This is a genomic window from Sutcliffiella horikoshii (assembly GCF_019931755.1).
Classification (GTDB): Bacteria; Bacillota; Bacilli; order Bacillales; family Bacillaceae_I; genus Sutcliffiella_A; species Sutcliffiella_A horikoshii_E.
In genome coordinates this window covers 361,845-382,983 of sequence record NZ_CP082918.1, presented here as the reverse complement: position 1 = coordinate 382,983, position 21,139 = coordinate 361,845, and the positions used below count along the sequence as shown (strand labels likewise).

16 protein-coding genes, 1 rRNA gene and 2 riboswitches are annotated in these 21,139 nt (G+C 42.5%); of the genes, 3 read left to right on the top strand and 14 right to left on the bottom strand.

All coding sequences use genetic code 11. The features are described 5' to 3' along the window. Positions 1-188 precede the first annotated feature (188 nt). The 6 genes from K7887_RS02030 to K7887_RS02005 all read right to left on the bottom strand — a co-directional run bounded on the left by K7887_RS02030 (position 189) and on the right by K7887_RS02005 (position 10,396). Positions 189-1,740 (bottom strand): 16S ribosomal RNA (locus K7887_RS02030). 444 nt (positions 1,741-2,184) lie between these two features. Then, positions 2,185-3,510, bottom strand: a complete 1,326-nt coding sequence (locus K7887_RS02025) for an NCS2 family permease (RefSeq protein WP_223491943.1) — start codon at positions 3,508-3,510, stop codon at positions 2,185-2,187. Between the two features lie 130 nt (positions 3,511-3,640). After that, positions 3,641-3,742, bottom strand: a riboswitch (purine riboswitch). Between the two features lie 143 nt (positions 3,743-3,885). Beyond that, the gene (gene guaA / locus K7887_RS02020; RefSeq protein ID WP_223493559.1) at positions 3,886-5,406 is read right to left on the bottom strand and encodes a glutamine-hydrolyzing GMP synthase; all 1,521 of its coding nucleotides are present in this window, start codon (positions 5,404-5,406) and stop codon (positions 3,886-3,888) included. Between the two features lie 456 nt (positions 5,407-5,862). Continuing rightward, a riboswitch (purine riboswitch) is annotated at positions 5,863-5,964 on the bottom strand. Positions 5,965-6,003: 39 nt separating this feature from the next. Next, positions 6,004-8,226 carry a transglutaminase TgpA family protein gene (locus tag K7887_RS02015; protein ID WP_223491942.1) on the bottom strand — a complete coding sequence of 741 codons (2,223 nt, stop codon included), beginning with the start codon at positions 8,224-8,226 and terminating at the stop codon, positions 6,004-6,006. 2 nt (positions 8,227-8,228) lie between these two features. Further along, positions 8,229-9,443 carry a DUF58 domain-containing protein gene (locus K7887_RS02010; RefSeq protein WP_223491941.1) on the bottom strand — a complete coding sequence of 405 codons (1,215 nt, stop codon included), beginning with the start codon at positions 9,441-9,443 and terminating at the stop codon, positions 8,229-8,231. Further along, positions 9,443-10,396 carry an AAA family ATPase gene (locus K7887_RS02005; protein ID WP_223491940.1) on the bottom strand — a complete coding sequence of 318 codons (954 nt, stop codon included), beginning with the start codon at positions 10,394-10,396 and terminating at the stop codon, positions 9,443-9,445. The genes K7887_RS02010 and K7887_RS02005 overlap by 1 nt, the downstream gene beginning before the upstream one ends. Positions 10,397-10,767: 371 nt before the next feature. Between K7887_RS02005 and K7887_RS02000 the strand changes: the two genes are divergently transcribed. Next, positions 10,768-11,469, top strand: coding sequence for a Na-translocating system protein MpsC family protein (locus K7887_RS02000; protein WP_223491939.1), 702 nt, complete (start codon positions 10,768-10,770; stop codon positions 11,467-11,469). A 130-nt stretch (positions 11,470-11,599) separates the two neighbouring features. Next, on the top strand, positions 11,600-12,001 hold the full coding sequence (locus K7887_RS01995) for an anti-sigma regulatory factor (protein WP_223491938.1): 402 nt from the start codon (positions 11,600-11,602) through the stop codon (positions 11,999-12,001). A 203-nt stretch (positions 12,002-12,204) separates the two neighbouring features. Here K7887_RS01995 and K7887_RS01990 read toward each other — a convergent pair whose 3' ends face one another. The 6 genes from K7887_RS01990 to K7887_RS01965 form a co-directional block, all read right to left on the bottom strand. After that, positions 12,205-12,573, bottom strand: a complete 369-nt coding sequence (locus K7887_RS01990; protein ID WP_223491937.1) for a VOC family protein — start codon at positions 12,571-12,573, stop codon at positions 12,205-12,207. A 118-nt stretch (positions 12,574-12,691) separates the two neighbouring features. Further along, positions 12,692-15,274: an ABC transporter permease gene (locus K7887_RS01985; protein WP_223491936.1), complete on the bottom strand. Its 2,583-nt coding sequence runs from the start codon at positions 15,272-15,274 to the stop codon at positions 12,692-12,694. Beyond that, on the bottom strand, positions 15,271-15,954 hold the full coding sequence (locus tag K7887_RS01980) for an ABC transporter ATP-binding protein (protein ID WP_223491935.1): 684 nt from the start codon (positions 15,952-15,954) through the stop codon (positions 15,271-15,273). Before K7887_RS01980 ends, K7887_RS01985 begins: the two co-directional genes overlap by 4 nt. 134 nt (positions 15,955-16,088) lie before the next feature. Further along, positions 16,089-17,096: a sensor histidine kinase gene (locus tag K7887_RS01975; protein ID WP_223491934.1), complete on the bottom strand. Its 1,008-nt coding sequence runs from the start codon at positions 17,094-17,096 to the stop codon at positions 16,089-16,091. A 1-nt stretch (position 17,097) separates the two neighbouring features. Beyond that, a complete protein-coding gene (locus K7887_RS01970) occupies positions 17,098-17,784 on the bottom strand; it encodes a response regulator transcription factor (protein ID WP_223491933.1) in 687 nt (228 codons plus the stop codon). 655 nt (positions 17,785-18,439) lie between these two features. Further along, the gene (locus K7887_RS01965) at positions 18,440-18,901 is read right to left on the bottom strand and encodes a CarD family transcriptional regulator (protein WP_223491932.1); all 462 of its coding nucleotides are present in this window, start codon (positions 18,899-18,901) and stop codon (positions 18,440-18,442) included. A 345-nt stretch (positions 18,902-19,246) separates the two neighbouring features. Here K7887_RS01965 and cspC point away from each other — a divergent pair, with 345 nt between their 5' ends. Continuing rightward, positions 19,247-19,450, top strand: coding sequence for a cold shock protein CspC (gene cspC, locus K7887_RS01960; RefSeq protein ID WP_047972459.1), 204 nt, complete (start codon positions 19,247-19,249; stop codon positions 19,448-19,450). Positions 19,451-19,582: 132 nt separating this feature from the next. Here the strand turns inward: cspC and K7887_RS01955 are convergent, their stop codons facing one another. Next, on the bottom strand, positions 19,583-20,119 hold the full coding sequence (locus K7887_RS01955; RefSeq protein ID WP_223491931.1) for a hypothetical protein: 537 nt from the start codon (positions 20,117-20,119) through the stop codon (positions 19,583-19,585). Positions 20,120-20,449: 330 nt separating this feature from the next. After that, a complete protein-coding gene (locus K7887_RS01950) occupies positions 20,450-21,001 on the bottom strand; it encodes an HD domain-containing protein (RefSeq protein ID WP_223491930.1) in 552 nt (183 codons plus the stop codon). Between the last annotated feature and the right edge of the window lie 138 nt (positions 21,002-21,139).

The following is a 21,139-nucleotide window of genomic DNA, read 5'->3' as shown; positions in this document are numbered from 1 at the left end:
TATCTATAAAGAAAATTACTAAGATGAACGATATTTTGTGAATATCTTGATATTAGTTACATTATCTAGTTTTCAAGGAACAACTATGACAATTCGTAAGAATTGTCTAAGGATAAATCCGAAGATTTATCTAAAATGAGAGAATGCTCTCTCAAAACTAAACAAAACAACAAGCGTACATTCCTTAGAAAGGAGGTGATCCAGCCGCACCTTCCGATACGGCTACCTTGTTACGACTTCACCCCAATCATCTGTCCCACCTTAGGCGGCTGGCTCCAAAAGGTTACCCCACCGACTTCGGGTGTTACAAACTCTCGTGGTGTGACGGGCGGTGTGTACAAGGCCCGGGAACGTATTCACCGCGGCATGCTGATCCGCGATTACTAGCGATTCCGGCTTCATGCAGGCGAGTTGCAGCCTGCAATCCGAACTGAGAACGGTTTTATGGGATTGGCTCGACCTCGCGGTTTTGCTGCCCTTTGTACCGTCCATTGTAGCACGTGTGTAGCCCAGGTCATAAGGGGCATGATGATTTGACGTCATCCCCACCTTCCTCCGGTTTGTCACCGGCAGTCACCTTAGAGTGCCCAACTGAATGCTGGCAACTAAGATCAAGGGTTGCGCTCGTTGCGGGACTTAACCCAACATCTCACGACACGAGCTGACGACAACCATGCACCACCTGTCACTCTGTCCCCCGAAGGGGAACGTCCTATCTCTAGGAGTGTCAGAGGATGTCAAGACCTGGTAAGGTTCTTCGCGTTGCTTCGAATTAAACCACATGCTCCACCGCTTGTGCGGGCCCCCGTCAATTCCTTTGAGTTTCAGTCTTGCGACCGTACTCCCCAGGCGGAGTGCTTAATGCGTTAGCTGCAGCACTAAAGGGCGGAAACCCTCTAACACTTAGCACTCATCGTTTACGGCGTGGACTACCAGGGTATCTAATCCTGTTTGCTCCCCACGCTTTCGCGCCTCAGTGTCAGTTACAGACCAGAAAGTCGCCTTCGCCACTGGTGTTCCTCCAAATCTCTACGCATTTCACCGCTACACTTGGAATTCCACTTTCCTCTTCTGCACTCAAGTTCCCCAGTTTCCAATGACCCTCCACGGTTGAGCCGTGGGCTTTCACATCAGACTTAAAGAACCACCTGCGCGCGCTTTACGCCCAATAATTCCGGACAACGCTTGCCACCTACGTATTACCGCGGCTGCTGGCACGTAGTTAGCCGTGGCTTTCTGGTTAGGTACCGTCAAGGTGCGAGCAGTTACTCTCGCACTTGTTCTTCCCTAACAACAGAGCTTTACGACCCGAAGGCCTTCATCGCTCACGCGGCGTTGCTCCATCAGACTTTCGTCCATTGTGGAAGATTCCCTACTGCTGCCTCCCGTAGGAGTCTGGGCCGTGTCTCAGTCCCAGTGTGGCCGATCACCCTCTCAGGTCGGCTACGCATCGTCGCCTTGGTGAGCCGTTACCTCACCAACTAGCTAATGCGCCGCGGGCCCATCTGTAAGTGATAGCCGAAACCATCTTTCAATAAAGAACCAGGAGGTTCTTTATATTATCCGGTATTAGCTCCGGTTTCCCGAAGTTATCCCAGTCTTACAGGCAGGTTGCCCACGTGTTACTCACCCGTCCGCCGCTGACCTTTCAAAAGCAAGCTTTTGAAAGGTCCGCTCGACTTGCATGTATTAGGCACGCCGCCAGCGTTCGTCCTGAGCCAGGATCAAACTCTCCAATAAAGAGTCTGAGCTTTTGCTCAAAATTTGCTAGCTTGTCTTACTTAAAATCATTTTGTCGTGTTCCAAAGAACCGACGTTATGACGCTGTTGTTTTGTTTAGTTTTCAAAGATCATTTTCCGTCGCTCCGTGGCGACTTAATTACTATACCATGCTGTGCGTTTCGCGTCAACATGTTTTTTTAAGTTTTTGTTGCGAGCATTACAGCGAGTTAACAAATCGTGTTTTGCAGCAACGAATAATAATATACCATGTTAACATAAACACGGTCAACTACTTTTTTAATATAATTTTAAATTCCTATTTTAAGAGGACTTTCTTCTATATAGAGAAGATATTAATGCAACCTCTTATAAGTACCGTACCACCTCTACATTTCCTCAAACATTCTTAACAGAAAAAATCCCTGCCATATTATAGCAGGGATTTTAAAACCTTCTATTAATCTATTCAATCAAGAAAACAAAGTACAGGATGAAGATAACAAACAAAGCATACATGATTGGGTGAATCTCTTTTGCTCTGCCTTTCATGATCATTGTGATCGGGTAGAAGATGAATCCTACCGCAATACCCGTTGCGATGCTGTATGTTAACGGCATTGCAATGACTGTTAAGAATGCAGGTACTGCAATCTCAAATTTGTTCCAATCAATTTTTCCTAATGCCGATACCATCAATACACCGACGATGATTAGCGCTGGTGCTGTTACCGGTTCTGTGATGACAGACAACAATGGGAAGAATACTAGTGATAATAAGAACAATCCTGCTGTTACGACAGATGCGAATCCTGTTCTGCCTCCAGCTGCTACACCAGAAGATGATTCAATGTAGGAAGTGGTAGTGGAAGTTCCAAGTACCGCTCCGGCTACTGTTGCTGCAGAGTCAGCGAAAAGTGCTTTTCCTGCTCGTGGAAGCTTGTTGTCTTTCATGAATCCTGCTTGGTTTGCCACAGCAACGAGTGTACCCGCTGTGTCAAAGAAATCTACGAATAAGAATGTAAGGATAACAACGAGCATTTGAATGGTGAAGATATCTCCTAAACTAGCGAATGCCGCACCGAATGTGGAATCGATGCTTGGCACCGCGCCAACCACCGCTGTAGGGCGATCAATAAGACCAAACAGCATACCAACAACCGCTGTAATGACAATCCCGAAGAAGATACCGCCTTTAATGCCTCTAACCATAAGAATAACGGTGATTACTAGACCGAAGATTGCTAGTAATGTATTGCCGTTTGTTAAATCTCCTAGTGCCACAAGTACTACTTCGTCCCCAACGATGACACCGGCATTTTGGAAACCGATGAAAGTGATGAAAAGACCGATACCTGCTCCTACTGCATATTTCAATTCTGCCGGAATAGCGTTGATGATTTTTTCACGAATACCAAATAGTGTTAAAAAGATAAAGATAACACCAGAAACCAATACCCCTGCTAGCGCAGTTTGCCACGGGATGCCCATGCCAAGTACTACAGAGTATGCGAAGAATGCGTTAAGACCCATTCCCGGTGCAAGTGCGATTGGGTATTTTGCATAGAGGCCCATGATCAAGCAACCAATTGCTGCGGATAGGGCTGTTGCTGTAAAGATCGCACCTTGGTCCATGCGAAGCGCATCTGGATAATCGCCTACACTTGCCAAAGAAAGCATAAGTGGATTTACCACCAATATATAGGCCATTGCCAGGAATGTCGTTAGTCCCGCAATGGATTCTGTTTTGTAGCTTGTACCGTGTTTCTGAAACTCAAAGTAATTCTTCATGCCAAAATCCTCCTCAAGATAATTCGTACAAACAAGAAAACGCCCCTGGCATAAACCAGGGGCGCTAACATTTAACTGACGAGGATAGGAAAAAGAGAGCTCATCCACCTGAAAAAAGATAGATGTCCTGCACAAAATCCTAATACCTCGTAGTCAAGCTGTTTACGGTAGCCTGGTAGAAACTTTTGGGCCATATTCCCAAATTTATACGAGATTTGAACTATAAATGTATGATAATTTCTGTTTTCATATTACCAAGCTCACAAAGATTCGTCAACACAAAAAGCGAACATTCGACAAATATTTTTTACCAATGTTCGTTTTTACACCCAAAGCAAAAGCCGACCAGGCAATCCCGGTCGGCTTTTTTATTTATTATTCCCACTCAATCGTTGCAGGTGGCTTACTTGTAATGTCATACACGACGCGGTTGATGTGATCCACTTCGTTTACGATACGTGTAGAGATTACTTCTAGCACGTCCCAAGGAATACGCGCCCAATCGGACGTCATTCCATCAATGGATGTCACGGCACGGATACCGATTGTGTAATCGTACGTACGTTGGTCGCCCATTACCCCTACACTGCGGATGTCAGGAAGTACCGTGAAGTATTGCCAGATGTCACGGTCAAGACCCGCTTTTTTGATTTCTTCACGAAGGATATGATCGGATTCGCGAACAATCTCTAGTTTTTCATCAGAGATTTCACCAAGAACACGGATACCAAGACCTGGTCCTGGGAACGGCTGGCGCCAAACGATTTCGTCCGGAATACCTAGTTCTGAACCTAATGCACGAACTTCATCCTTAAACAATGTGTTCAACGGCTCAATCAATTGGAACTGCATGTCCTCTGGAAGTCCGCCCACATTGTGGTGAGATTTGATCGTTTGTGCTGTTGCCGTACCGCTCTCGATGATATCTGTATAAAGAGTACCTTGTGCAAGATAGTCGATGCCTTCTAATTTAGAAGCTTCATCATCAAATACATAGATGAACTCGTTACCGATGATTTTACGTTTTTGCTCAGGATCAGAAACTCCTTTTAGCTTGTTAAGGAAACGGTCTTTTGCATCTACTTTGATTACATTCATGTTGAAGCCTTCGCTAAATGTCTTCATTACAGCGTCCGCTTCGTCTTTACGTAATAGACCGTGGTCTACGAAAATACAAGTCAACTGGTCACCGATCGCTTTGTGGATCAAAACGGCAACAACAGAAGAGTCTACTCCGCCACTTAGTGCGCAAAGTACTTTTTTATCGCCGACAACGTCACGGATCTTCTGCATTTCGATTTCAAGGAAGTTCTCGATTGTCCAGCTGTCTGTGCAGCCACAAACGTTATAAACAAAGTTTCTTAAAAGGTCGTTACCATATACAGAGTGACGTACCTCTGGGTGGAATTGAACACCGTACATTTTCTTGTCTTCATTACTGATTCCGGCAATTGGACATGCTGGGCTTGTCAAATCAACTACGAAATCTTCCGGCTCTTTAACAACTAAATCGCCGTGGCTCATCCATACAACTTGTTGTTCTGGGATATCTTGATACACAGTAGATTGGTTAGATACGGTCGCAAGTGCTTTTCCGTATTCACGGTGACTTGCTTTTTCCACTACGCCGCCGAAGTGCATCGTCATCAGCTGCATGCCGTAGCAAATTCCTAGAACAGGGATGCCAAGTTCGAAGATTTCTTCGTCACAACGGAAAGAGTTTTCTCCGTATACGCTGTTAGGTCCGCCAGAAAGGATGATTCCTTTTGGGTTCATTTTTTTGATTTCTTCTGCTGTAATCGTATGTGGGTGTAGCTCGCTGTAGACACCGAACTCACGGATACGACGTGTAATTAATTGGTTATATTGACTGCCGAAGTCAAGGACGACGACCATTTCTTGGATACCTTCCACCCGAATTCACCTCATAAGTTTATTATTTTTCGGAGCATATCTTTTCGTTTATTTTGACCTACAAAAGGAAAGATATGCCTTTGTTTTGTTTTAAAAAGGTTAATCTCTTTAACTCCTGTAGATTTCCGTTCCAGGTGTTCGCTTTCCTAGGGGCGGTGCTTGAGCCTCCTCGGCTTCGCCTGCAGGGTCTCAACCTACCGCTATCTCCCTCAGGACAAGGAAAGCTTCGACAGCGATTCATCGCACGAAGAAAATGCGCTAGCATTTTCGAGGAGTCTCACACCTTGCACTCCAATCTACAGGTGGATAAACTATCACATTTAAAGTTGAAAATACCCTTTAAAACACAAAAAAACTAGAATCTTCCCCTCATATATACATAAGAAGGCAGAATTCTAGTTTGCTAATGGGGACTTATATGGATATAATGCTCCCTACTAGTATTAGAACTGCCTTCATAGTCGGGTAGTTGACGGCAACCCGGTAGAGACTCTCGAACCATATTATCGAGGATATATGAAGCCAATAAATTATAGTTGTATTAATTTGACCTTATTCTATCAGTGTGTTTCTACTAGGTCAAGATGATGTCTTTTTAATTAAATTTTCCCATAATTCCACCGATTTCTCCCATTCCTGCTCAGACGAATCGCCACGGTAAAGTACACGTTCGTAACGAGCAGTGAGTGACTGCATATCACCTGTACTGTAATAGTCGTCTATATACTTGGCATATTCGCGAAGTGTCTGACCATCTTTACGGGTGAGACCGACAGCATGCAACTGCCTCAACAGTGCAGGATACGCTTTGTTAAACGTACCTTCATCCTTTTTCCCTTTATAGCGCAGGATATAGAAATACGGTATCCATTTATTGCGGCCGAAAAATAACAAGGCACCTGCAGCAACCAGCGACGACAGGAAAAGTGTTACTGGCTTCCAAGAGATATCTGCAAAATTCCATGTTCCATTATTAGAACCCGATCCTCCAGCAGCCTCTTCATCTTCACCTGGATCCAGCTCAGGAATATTACTTTCATCTGTTTCCGGCTGTTCCGGTTGTTCGATGGTATCGTCTTCCTCTGTTGTTTCCCCTGTATTTTCTTCTACAGACTGATACACAAAGCTATAAGGGTTAGAAAATCCGCTGGTTGGTTCGTACGTTACCCAGCCGACTTCCGGATAGTATACTTCCACCCAAGAGTGGGCGTTATTGTTTGTCACTTCAAAAAGCCGGGTATTATTTTCCGTCACATCGACAAACTCACCTTGCGTGTATCCCTTTACCCATCTTGCCGGTATGTCGACAGCACGCAAAAGGGCCACCATCGAAGTCGAGAAATTATCGCAATATCCCTGCATCGTTTCAAATAGGAATTGATCCACATAGTCTTCATCCCCTGTAGGAACGGCAACATCTGTTGTTTCATAGACAAAGTCGTTGTTTCGGAAATATCTCTCCACTGCATTAACCTTGTCAAAGCGCGACGTGAACGACCCGGTTATTTCTTCCGCAAGGCCGACCACCCTGTCTGGCAAAGAGTCCGGCAACTGGGTGTAACGTTCCACAAATTCTTCGTTGGTTTCCTCACCCGTTCCAGGCTGCGCTCCTTTTAATGCTTCTATATAATACCTCGGAAAATCATAGTTCACACGGTATTCTTCTAATTCAACTGGATCTCCACTTTCATCCAACGTACGAATTTTTTCCGTACTGTCGTTCAGGCTAAAATTGATACCCTCTTCTTCCACTTGGATTTCGTTTAGTCCCAGCGGATAATTGATATGAGGATAGGTTTTCTCCATCGTCAAAGTTGCAGAGTAGGCATCTGTTGGTACCTCATCACTCATCCAAGAGACCTGATCATTCTGCCCTCCGTTAAGCTCCGCCCGTTCTCCTTCTGTGGAATCCCAACCTTTTCCAGTATAAACATCCTTCGTTTCCACACGCCAATAATGGGTGCGCGTCAGTTCCGCCTGGAAAACAACGCTATCATCAGGTACAAACGGTCCACCAAGGCGCGAGTCGTTTTCGCCATATCCTATTTTACGCACACCGCCACCGGTTCCCGGACCATCTCCATTACCAATAGCCTTCAAAAAAGGCACAGGATCCGGCCAAACAGGGGCAGCTTTAGGCGAAAAGTAGCCTGCTGTAGCGGAAAGAAGAATGAAGATAATCAGCGGAACTCCCCATCCTATCAGGAGTTTACCACTTCTATATACACCTTCCCGTTCTTTCAATCTTTCAAGATGGACAAATCCAACAATGGAAAGTCCAACCACAATCAACCGCATAATCGCTTCATTTCCTTGATACGGAGTAAATGTATCAAGAATGGCAACGTAGGTGATCGTAAAAATAACAAATAAAAGCATTTGTTTTCGGTACAAAATCCAGTAGATGACAAGATAACTAACAAGCCATAAAAGAATAAACAGCAAAATACTCCTGAACATCCCTGTCATAGCAACCCAATCTTGCGCCCAGATAACATTCACATTATATTTCAAGTCATTCCAAAGGTAAGAGAACCAGTCTCTACTCAGAAACCTGCCATCCATATAGAGGATATGGATAAAATAAAACATAAACCCAAAATGAACGAAAAAGCTGAGCAAAGGGAGTATTTGCAAAAATGACAGCGAAAAAGATATAAGAAGGAACACCACAAACACATACAAATTCGCAGTATCTGTCACATCCCTCAATGGCAGAATCCATTCTAAAAGCAGAATAAATCCGAACACATGCATGAGTAAGGCATAAATGTTCCGTTGATATGGGTTAGATTTCGCCATCGCTAACTCACCTCACTTCTGATGGTGCTTTTCGTTCGATTGGGATAAACGGTCTTAATTAAAATGTTTCTCCGTTTTAATAGATCCATATATGCGAGTTCTTCTTTCGTTAAACGAACTCCGTCATCCTTTGTCAGATGCACTTCCAGATGCAGGTGCCTAGTGGAGAGTTTCTCGAGGCTTTCCACCATGCCTCTCTCAAGCTTACCTGTAATAAAAAGAAACGTAACAGTTGGCTGAAATTTGCCGATTTCCATTTCAATCACTTTGGAAAAGTCCCTTTTACTGTTCGGTTGTATTTTTGCAAGATGATAATAGATCCCCGCAAACTGCTCTTCCCCGCTTCGCAACGAGTACACAGATCGATCTTCCCCAAGGGACACAAGGCCAACCTGCGATCCATACTTAAGGATGGCTTTGGTCATTGCCGCGCTGTAACTTACCGCACTTTCAAATGAGGCGGGTTGGGAACGATCGATGAACAGCATAACGTCATGTGATTGCTGCTGTTCAAATTCCTTGGTCATGATGTCATTTCGACGCGCCGTCGCCTTCCAATCAATCCAGGAGAACCTGTCCCCTGGTTGATATTCCCTGACCCCAACGGTCATGGACGTATCACGTACCATCTTCATTTTGGAGGAAGTGGACCCTTGATCAAATTTATTTTCGTGTTGCCTATACGTCATTTCTGTAAAACTTGGATACACCAAAAAGTGTTGATCTAATTCTATGACTCTCTCTTTTTCAATCAAGCCGAGGAAATCACCTGTCACCAAACGGACTCCTGTCAATGTATGTTCCCCGCGCGGAACACGGTCTAGAGCATATTGAATGGTAATCGTGCTTTTAAACCATGGAAAAAGGATTCGTTTTGCTTGTTTTGTTTGCTGGCAAAATAACAGATCATTTGGAAGTACTTCTTCTACTAAAAGAAAGGCAAGCGGGACCGGAACCGTTCTTCTTAAAGTAATGGTCCCTATCAATCTATCCCCCGCACGATATTTTTCCTGATTGATCGCTCTTGAGACTTCAAAATCCTTGAGCGGATAAACCAATATTAAAAAAGCATACAAGGCAAAAGGCAGGAAGCTGATAAACAAGAACCAGCTGACAAATCCGCCTTGGAACATGGCATAAACAAATGTGGTGACTACCAATAGCAGAAAAGAAACCAGTTTCCAGACTTTTTTAACTTTCTGAAAAAATGCCTTCATTATCTTGTCATCGACCTTTGAACCGGAATCGGTGTACGATCAATAACCTTTTTCACCACTTGCTCCGCTGTCATCCCCTCAAACTTTGCCTCTGATTTCAAAATAATCCGATGCGGCAACACGTAAGGAGCCAAATATTGTATATCATCCGGCACCACATAATCTCTGCCATGAATAAAGGCATATGCTTGGGACGCTTTCATCAAGGCCACCGACCCACGCGGACTCGCTCCCAAGTAAACGGATTGATGTGTACGCGTACGATTAACCAAGTCAACGATGTACTCTTTTACCGTCACATCCACATGCACTTCTTTTACCTGTTTCTGCATTTCCTGAAGTTCTTCCAATGTAATAACCGATTGCAACTCATTGATCGGCTGTTTCTTTTCAGTCGTATGTAAAATATTCACTTCTTCTTGTGGTGTTGGGTAACCCATGTTCATCTTGAATAAAAAGCGGTCAAGCTGCGCCTCTGGCAATGGGTATGTCCCCTCATATTCAATCGGGTTTTGCGTGGCCATAACAAAGAACGGACTGCCAAGTGAAAGGGTATTTCCATCCACTGTTACACTTCCCTCTTCCATCCCCTCTAATAAAGCGGCCTGTGTTTTCGGTGATGTACGGTTAATTTCATCAGCAAGGACGATGTTCCCCATAATCGGGCCAGGCCTAAACTCAAACTTTAATTCTTTCGGGTTGTAAATGGAGCTTCCTGTTACATCTGAAGGCAAAAGGTCGGGCGTAAACTGAATGCGTTTAAAATTTGCCCCGACAGACTTGGCAAGGGAACGAACCATCAATGTCTTCCCAACTCCCGGTACATCCTCAAGCAACACATGCCCCCCTGCAAGCAAGGCAACAATACTCAATTCCGCCACATGTTCTTTGCCAATCATAACATTGCCAATATTGTCCAATATTCGTTTTACTTGTAATGGTGATGTTTCCAAAATCCGTACCCCCTATAATCTATATTTATCTATAAATCGACAGCAAAATGATACCTAACCTACACTATATTCGCTTTTCTGGCAGAAAAACCCTTTAAAACCCATGCAAATAGTTTCAATTTTCCCTATATATAGAATAACAAAAAAAGGAGAACGAATGGTACTAATCGCTCTCAGGGAAAAAATAGCAAACAATATCTAATAATAAAGAAGGAATTTCGGTTTTCGTGTAGAATTTTCTACATATAAGAGGGTGTGACCAACTTAAACATTTACCCCTATATCAAAAGGGTTAAACTTTTTTAACACTACATCCCTTAAAATCTTCACAGAACATAGGGCAAACCTCTTGTTCTTAAAGGGATGAGACAATGGAAGTAAAACTGCAGCAGTCCGAATTATCGAGCGAAATTGGAAGATTACTGAGAAAGCACTTCGGTAAAGGACCCGAGGCTGTCTTTGTAACAATCGCATCACCATATGTTATCATCTACTTACGCCATTTTTTATCTCCCATCGAGAATATGTTGCTCGAAGACAATCATACGATGACGGTCGAAGAGATACGGGATAAAATGATGCGTAAATTGAACGACACAATTAAAGAAATGATCCATTCCGTCACAGGATTACCGATAAAAGAGTTTTACTATGACTGGACTTTCCAGAACGGATCTGGCCTCTTGGTCGGAGTCGAGGAGAAAATAGAGAGATTCTTTGAATACAACTATCTCAATCGAAGAGAAATCGAAACCATTATTACCAAAATCAGCGCCGAAGCAGAGAAACATCCGGATGTTACATACTCCCATATGTTGAATGAACGCACGTTGATAATTATTAGAGAAGGCATCCTCGTTCGAATAGAGGAACAACTCATTGAACTGGGATTTGAAGAAGCATTGACACTCGCAAAAAGGAAGCTGGAGAAAAAACTCCTCTTCCAAGCAAAACCATCCTTCCAACGACTATTGCAAAAGGATATCCAAGATATATTTGTCAACTGGGACTTTACCTTGGATAAGAGCGTTATCGTGTTTATACTTGCACCTCAAATAAATAACCGGCAGTAATGATCTAGGCATGGAACTAGACATAAGCCAAAGAGAAGGCGGTACCTACCCCACCCTCTCTTTGGCTTTTTATTTTGTAGCTTACCTCTCCGCTTATGGCAAACAGCTTTACCCTAGGAGGGATGATTGAATGGATATTAAACACCAACTCACCATCAAAGACGACAAAGATATCATCATGGCCAGAAGACTTGGAAGAGAAATAGCCATCAGTATGGGTTTCAACTATATTGATCAAGTCCGCATCACGACCGCCATCTCAGAACTCGCACGAAACGTGATAAAATATGCCGGATCGGGCACTGTTTCTATAGAGGTGATACATAAATACGCACCAGGATTAAGTGTGATTGTAGTCGACAACGGACCCGGAATCACCAGTATCGGCAAAGCCATGGAAGACGGCTACTCCACCTCCGACAGCCTCGGCGCAGGCCTCCCCGGAGTAAAAAGAATGATGGATGAGTTCATGATAGATTCCGTCATGGAACAAGGAACCAGGATCGAAGTGGTGAAATGGTTGCGGGGGTAGAGGGCTGTGGGGACAGGTTCCTCGACCCACCACCTTCTCCGAACACACAACTTTCATTAGATAGTGTGGGAATAAATGGATTGTGGTGAATTTAACAGGATTTATTGAATAAATCACAGCGTTTATTGAATAATTTCGGTGGTTTATTGTATAAATCCTCTTATTTATTGCATAATTCAAGGGCACCTGTCTTTCTTAAGAACTCAAACCCATTCCAAAAACTCCAGCCTGTTTCCAAAAGGATCACTTACATAAATCCTATTTGCTCCAGGAAGATTCTCGTCCACCGTGTACTCCACCGCCTGTGAGCTCAGATAATGTTTAAACTCTTCTATTTGATGAACCTCAAATGCCGGATGTGCTTTTTTTGCAGGAATAAAAGGCTCCTCCACCCCTAAATGAAGATGAACAGCACCTTTACTAAACCACACCCCGCCTCTTTTTCTAAGCGACTCCGGCTTTTCCACTTCTTCTAAGCCTAAAATCTCACCATAAAATTTGCGCGCGTCATCCTCCAGCCCCTTTGGCATGGCAAGCTGGACATGATCGATTTTGTTGATTGCAAATGACATGAAAAACCCTCCTTTTGTAAGATGTTAGATTCTACTTTCATCTTACTCAAAGAGGGTGATAATAGAAATGACTGTTATTTTATGAATAGATATAAGATTTTCTTATTTTATCTAATGCTTATATATTCTCTTGCTTCAACCCATCAATGATGTTTTCTTTTTTTATTTTGGAGATGGAATATAGCATGGCTGAGCTGACGATAACGAAAATGGCTGCTATCACAAACACGATATCTAGCCACGGCAGGGTAAACCCGTATTGGAATGTTTCGTTTACAGAACGATGTATCAGATACATGACAACGAAGCTGATCGGCAAGCCAAATAACAGGGCATTCACTCCGTAGAAGATGCTTTCGTAATTGATCATTTTGTTAAAGCCTTTCGGGGTCATTCCGACAGACTTCAGCATCGCAAATTCTCTCTTTCGTAAGGAAATGCTGGTAGAAATGGTATTAAAGATATTGGCAATGGAAATCAAAGAAATCAATGCAATGAAACCATAGGTGAATACCGATAAGAACATGATCATTTGTTGTTCACGCTCTCTGTTTTGAAAGACGTTATATATATACATGGAAGAGGGAACGACTTCTTCGAGTGCTTCTTGCGTCTTCATGGGATCACTGCTATTCAGGTAAAGGTATGATTGCACCTCATTAAGTGCCTTCTCATTGAGGATGGCATCCAAGGTTTCGATCGGCACGACTATATCCAACCCGCCAACCCTTGCTGTGTTGGTTCCCATGGGGACCTCATCTGTCAGTGCACCGACTTCAAGTCCCGCAAGCATGGTTCTCTCGTTTGTTTCATAATCGGTAAATTGCAGCTCGATTCTCTCACCGGGTTTGGTGTTGATCGATTTTGTTTCCACAAACTTGGATGCTTCGTAATCCTGGTAAGATATTTTTTCAATAATGATCGCCTTCGGGTCTTCTAAATCTCGGTAGGTTACCGCGTCCGTTCCGGCTTTATCGGCATACTCCTGAAAACTACTTTCACTCAACCCATATACATTCACGTAATATGGATATCTACCATCTTGAAGTTCGATATTTTCTTTTTCGATAACAGCGATCAACTCTTCAGTAAATTTATCTTCCTCTATTAGTGACGTTAACTGAACCGTCTTTTGGAGACTATAACCCGTTACACCTTCTGTATGAACCAAGGATTCAAGGTCGGAAATATCTCCGCTGCTTCCTGAAACTAAAATATCAAAATCGGTTCCAGCCTGTGACATTTCCACAGACCTGCTCAAATTATTTGTGAAGTATGATACAGATAAGAAAAGGATGATGCTGATGACGAGTGAAAACAATGTGGCATAATACCTTTTCTTATTCCTTTTTACATTTTTCAGTCCGATTTCCGCTTCCAAGCCGAATATTTTTCTGACAAGCTTGGATGTCTTGACCGCTTTGCCTGTTAGCTTTATATCCTGTGTCTGGCGGATTGCATCGATGGCTGAGACTTTGGATGCTTTACGGGCTGGCATGTAGGTGGAAACAAAAATAGTGGCACTTGAAATGAAGCAAGCAACCAGAACAGAAGCTGGCGTGACAACTACTTCAAGCTTTACACTTGTTCCTAATGCATCCGCTATATAGGTGTTGATGAACATAAAGGTAATTGCTATCCCACCAAGCCCTGCTAAGACACCGATTGGAATACTGATCAACCCTATGACGACCCCTTCAAAGAAGACCGAATTACGCTTTTGTTTCTTGGTTGCCCCAACACTTGAAAGCATACCCAAATGCCTTGCCCGTTCGGAAACGCTGATTGCAAAGGCATTATATATCAGAGATACCGAACCAATCACGATGACAGCAATGATGATTCCTGCCAAAGAATACATGGTCGTATGGAGATTATCGTTATCAGTGATACCATAATATCGGAGCAGTTCATCATTGAAACCTACCCCAACTATATCGTTTTGTTGTGCAAGTTGTTCCGCTTGTTTGAAAATGGAACGGCTTAAATCCTTAACCACCACAACGGCGTCAACGTTCACCGCTTGATTCAGATTTTCCTGATCGATATAGTTAATCACCGTGTATCCTGGTGCCCACGGCTCCTCCCAAGAAGGCCTTTCAATCGTTCCTACAACAGTGAAAGTTTCTGTTGTGTGGATTTCCAAGTTTTCAAGATATCCCTCTTCCCCTCTTTGAACAGAATAGTTCTGCAGCAAAGGGGCCGGTTCACCTTCCATCATACGATTTCCAATTTCAACGGTCATTTCTGCGCCGATTTCATAATTAATCCCTATGTCTTTCGCAAGATGATCAGACACGACTACTTCATTTGCCGCTTTAGGTAGGCGTCCACTGCTTAACTTTATAGGAAATTGTTCCAAACCTTCTTCATTGTATCCTTTAAAAAAGAGATAGGGCTTATCTGTCATCTCGTCTCCTTCCAACATGGCATAACCCATATCGCTGGAAAGAATAAGATCTTTCGTATTCCCATCTTTTTCGATTGCTTTTATTTGATCGCTAGTGACATTTTTATATTGAACATGCCATTCTCCGTTGTCTGCAATGGTTTGCCTTTTCAAAAGATCTAGAAAGGAAACTCCAAGCGTCGCGACAGCCATTACCATCGAAACCGAGATGATGACTCCAATGATGGTCACCATCGTCCTTCTCTTATTTTTCTTCAGATGCCGTATGGTCAGCTTGTTAATAATGTTCATGGACGGATCACCTCGTCCTTGGCAACTTTTCCATCATTGATTTCAATGACACGGTCAGCCTGCAGGGCAATCCTTTCATCATGGGTAATAACGATAAGCGTCTGATTGAAAGTTTTATTGAACATTTTCAAAAGCTCCATGATCTCGCCGCTGTTCTTGCTGTCTAAATTACCCGTCGGCTCATCCGCCAGAATGATCGCCGGATTGCTGATGAGAGCCCTTCCGATGGATACACGCTGTTGCTGTCCGCCAGAAAGTTGATTGGGCAAGTGATTCAGACGATGGTCCAATCCAAGGATGGATGCAATATCACTGAATTGTTTCTGGTCCACTTTGTGTTCATCCAACAGTAATGGCAATGTCATGTTCTCCTCTACTGTCAAAATCGGAATGAGATTATAAAACTGATAGATCAATCCGATCTGCCTGCGTCTGAATATCGCCAGCTGGGTTTCATTCAATTGGTAGATATCCGTATTATCAACAAGCACCTTCCCACTTGACGGTCTGTCCACCCCACCGAGTAAATGAAGAAGCGTTGACTTACCAGATCCGGATGGACCGATGATCGCGACGAATTCTCCCTTTTCCACCGAAAATGATACATCATCCAATGCCTTTACCGCTGTATCTCCCTTACCATAAACCTTAGACAGATTTTCTATTTGTAAAATGCTCATTGCATTCCCTCCATGTTTTCAAATGTACCCTTAGTATATCTGCCTAAGATGACTATAAAGTGACTTCTATCGTGACAATTTAGTCACTTAAGGGGATAGATTCATGTCCCACAGGATGAACCTATCCCCTTATGTCAGGTGCGAGCCTTGTTATAAAACTTGATATGAAACTCGGTCCCCTTGCCTTGTTCGCTTCTGACTTCGATATCCCCCTGCTGACTTGTGATGATGCTGTATGCCATGGCAAGCCCGATTCCTACGCTATCTTCTCCTGCATTTTTACCTTTATAAAAACGCCTGAAGATATAAGGGAGATCTTCCTTGGGAATTCCATGTCCATTATCCTTGACTCTAATTTCTGTAAAGAGGGGATTTTCTGAAAACGAAATGAATATGTTGCCGCCGACTGGAGTATGTTCCACACAGTTTTTTAAAATATTGATCAATGCCTCTGCCGTCCAGTGATTATCTCCTGTAAAAGTGACAGACTCATCCCCTTCCACCACTAAAGTCTGCTCTCTAATATCCATTGGAATCAATACCGGCTGCACAGCCCTTTCAATAAGGCCCTGGACTGAAACGTTGTCTTTTTTAAAACTGACAGTCCCTGCATCAATTTTGGATAGTTTTAAAAGGGAAGACACAAGCCATTCGATTCTTTCCAATTGCACACGGATATTCTGGGTGAATTCAGCACGCTTTGATTCATCGAGCTTTTTATCGCTGAGCAAATCAGCCATGACCATCATGGAGGTAAGCGGAGTTTTCAATTGATGAGAGATATCTGATATCGCATTTGTTAATTTGATTTTATCTTGTTCCAAATAGGAACGCTGTTCTGAAAGCATCAGGGTGACCTTATAAATATCGCTTTTTAAAATACTCAGTTCTCCCTCATGATTGTCCCTTACATCCATTTCATAATTGCCATTGCTTATCTGGCGTAAATATCCTGAGAGTTTTTCGATTTCCTTGTATCTCCATCTGGTGAAAACCACACTGGAAGCGATGAGCAACATGGTGGTTGCGAGAACAAGTATTGTTGTGGATATGGTAAAAAAGAGGGCTGCTGCAACGCTTGCTACAGCGCCAATCAAGATCATGGTGATCAGGTATAGTTGAACTTCTCTGTTTCGCCACATCTTATTGACCTGCCTTATAGCCCATGCCGCGCACGGTTCGGATGATCAGAGGGTTTTGAGGGTTGTCCTCCAACTTCTCCCGCAAACGCTTGATGTAAACCGTCAGTGTGTTGTCATTGACAAAGTCACCTGCCACATCCCAAATCCGGTCAAGCAGCTGGGCTCTCGTCAGGACCTGCCCGATATGGTTGGCAAAAATCATCAACAACCGGTATTCCAATGCAGTCAGCAGGACCTCTTCCCCGTTTTTGAATACTTTACCTTCCAACGTATTAATGCGGACATTCTCGATATCTATGTAGCTTTTGGCCTGCTCAGGCTGCTTATGATAACGTCGTAAGACCGACTTAATGCGGGAAAGCAACTCACGGACCCGGAATGGCTTTGTAATATAATCGTCCGCCCCCATATCAAGACCCATCACCACATTCACCTCATCATCAAAGGCCGTAAGAAAAATCACCGGTTTGTCCTCTCTCTTTTTCACCTGTTCGCAAAGGTCATAGCCGCTCCCATCAGGCAAGGACAAATCAAATAAGCATAAATCTATCTCTTCAAGTCTACTAGCGATCTCCGACTCTGCCGATTTGATATCATGACAAAGAATGGTCTCATATCCTTCCTGCCGAAGCGAATACTCCAAACCCGCAGCGATCGTCCTGTCGTCCTCCACCATCAACACTCTCATTCACCAACACCCTTACCCTAATCATTTTCCTCTATCATATTTTATCTCTTCCCTCGCGTCAAAAACCGCTTTAAAACAAGCTTTAAATAGAAAAAGACACATATGAGATTTCACGTGTCCCCCTACCTCCCCACGAGCAAGAGCTATCCGTCCCTTCAAACATTTTTCTACTATACTATGCAAAAATAGTCGATATTACTCGATGCAATTTCAATGCCGCCATCACAACAAAAAAAATCAGCTTAATCGAACGTTTGTTTAAAAATTACTATTCCAGATAAAAGATTAACGGAAGTTTGTAAGCTTTGGGTTCTTCCAACTCGGATGCCTTCCTTATAGCTCTTCCCCTAAGTCTAAACTGATTCATAGATTTCCGCATCATCTGCAGGAGAAACGAGCTCCGGCTTTAATTAATGTGGTAAATAAAAATGGTTTCCTAGTCTGGAAACCATTTTTGTTGTTGACCATATGGTGTTACTATCGGTTTATCTCTTTTACGTAATAATAAAAATCAATTAAATTGTAGAAATATCAAAAGAGGTTAATGCTCCAAAAGTGAGTTAAAGAAGTAGAATGCCTTTGTATTTTGCTTTAAATAATTCCAAAAAGACTCAGGATATTTTCGGGGATGTAATACATTATCTTATAGTTAACCTTAACAAAAGCTTTTTATTTGCTTTTCAGTGATTCCTTTAATTAATCTCAGTTCACTAATCAAAAATTCATTTGCGTTATTCAGCATTCTTTTTTCGCTTGAATTAAGTGCTTTCTCTTTCTTCATACGCATTAGATCACGCACAACTTCGGCACCTTCTTGTATTTTACCTGTTTTGATTTTTTCCGTGTTCAATTTAAATCTTTGTTTCCACGGCATTAATCTATCTGATTCTCCATGCTGAAAAATGTGCATGATGTGTTTCAATGCAATGATGTCAGTAACTGGGCGTATACTTGAACTCAATATTTTACCCGTAGGGATCATGACTTGCATATTACTGATTAACATTCTTATGACAAAATACTGTTGTTTTTTTCCTAAGATTTCCTTTTCTTCTATATCTTTAATTATACCTACTCCGTGCATTGGATAAACAATGTTATCGCCAATTTTAAACAAAAAATCCACCTCCATATTTGGTAACCCTCTTAACCTTAACACATATGAAATTTTTTAACAAAATATTTTATAATATCATAATTTTATTTTCATCGTCAACCAATTCACTTAAAAAAACAAGAAAATAGTAGGAATTAAGTTTTATTCCCAATAAAAGTGAAATAACACCTGCAATTTCTACCGTCAAATACCATTTATTTGCAAGTTCTTTTGTTTTCTGATATCATTGAGTTAATTATTTTTGTTCGGTGTAAAGGATAGTATGAATAACAATTTTTCATCTTGAATGTGCTTTGGCCAAGAATAGTAATACAATGTGTGGGAACGCACTAGGAGGCAACAAAAATGGAACAAGGTACAGTTAAATGGTTTAATGCAGAAAAAGGTTTTGGATTTATCGAACGCGAAAATGGAGACGATGTATTCGTTCACTTCTCCGCAATCCAAAGTGATGGCTTCAAATCTTTAGACGAAGGTCAAAAAGTAACGTTTGACGTTGAGCAAGGTGCTCGTGGAGCTCAAGCTTCTAACGTTCAAAAAGCTTCTTAATCTTAAATCGTTTATACAAAACAGGCTCTTACTATAGGGCCTGTTTTTTTATGTTTTTCAAATAATAGTCAATAAAACATCCATTATAAAAAGACACAGGGAAAATTCCATGTGCCTTGCTTGTATATTTCTCTAATTGTTTTCCAATTCTACTTCCTCTATTTCCACCTCTAAGTTATACTCTTCCGCCAATTCCGTGAACAAAGCTTCGTGTTCATCATAAATCACACCATATTCTTCGTAGAGAAGGTCTCCCTTTTCCAACAAGCTTTCGTCGCCGTCATAATACCCATCTGCATAAGTGGAATAGGCTTCCAACAGTTTTTTATGCGCCTCAATTAACTTATCGTGTGATGGTTGCAACTCCTCCATGGTAATGACAATGGCTTCTGTATCTTCCACTACTTTTTCAAGGGTAGGAATGGTCGTCTCGACTAAATATGTATAAGCACTCTCGAGATCCTCTTCCATAAACACAAATTCATCTGCCGCAATCTCCGCATTCACAGCAGATTCGATGACTGGATTGCTATCTTCAATATAGGCGATGAGTTCATCCTGCGCATCTACCTGCTCTTTTATCGTATCTACCACTTCGCTACAAGCGGTCAACACACTTCCAATAGCCAATAAACATACGACCAGCAGCGACCTACTTAATATTTTCATATTTTCCATCTCCTTCCTTCAATATTTTAGCAGGGAATCAGGTGAAGATATATACTTTTTTTCCACTATTTTGAATTGGAAGTGCAGGGGACCGGATGAAGACCTTTCTGGTTACTTTTTTGCGGTAGAGACGTCTTCATAAGCTTGATGAGGACCTTTGTGCTTCCGTTTTCATCGTAGAGACGTCCTCATAAGCTTGATGAAGACCTCACCGCCTCCGTTTTCACCACAGAGACGTCTTCATAACCACTATGAAGACCTCACTACCTCCATTCTCAGCCCAGAGACGTCCTTATCACCCCCAAAAATCCCCCAAGCGAGCCTCTCCTTCTACAACTCTACAAAACCAAAAACTTCACTAACTTCCTTCTCTAAGTCACCAATCAACTTAAACCCATCTTTCCTAGGAGCCAATGCCTTCACAATGTTTGCATAGTACCAACGTTGCTTCTCTTTGCCTCGATTAAACCGCCCCCAAATCGTATCCCCGTGTTCTTTAAGATCCGCTCGAATGGAGCGTAAATTGTGCAGCTTATCCGCAACAATGACTTGCAACTCTTCCATCGAAGCATCTTTCAACCCATCAATGGTGTGTTGTTTTCTTTCTTCCCATGAAAGACTTTTGTCATTTTCAGAAGCAGCCACAACTAAATCTGCTACTCCGCCACCAAACTCTTTCACCAAACTATCATAAGTGGCTTCCGTATCTTCCAATGTGTCGTGCAAAATACCCGCAGCAACCACTTCTTCCGAGCAACCCGCACCTTGCAACATCATTCCAACCGCAAACGGATGTGTGATATAAGGTATCTCGGTCCCTTTTCTTGTTTGGTGCTTATGTGCCTCAGCTGCAAAGATGATGGCTTTCTCTACTACATTCATATTAGAAACCCCCTAAGTTATTATTTCAAAATATCTTTCGAAAATAGTCGATATTTCACGAACCGATTTTAAGCCCTTTCTTACAATAAAAAAATTCCATTTGATCAAACGTTTGTTTAAAAATCACTATTCAAACTG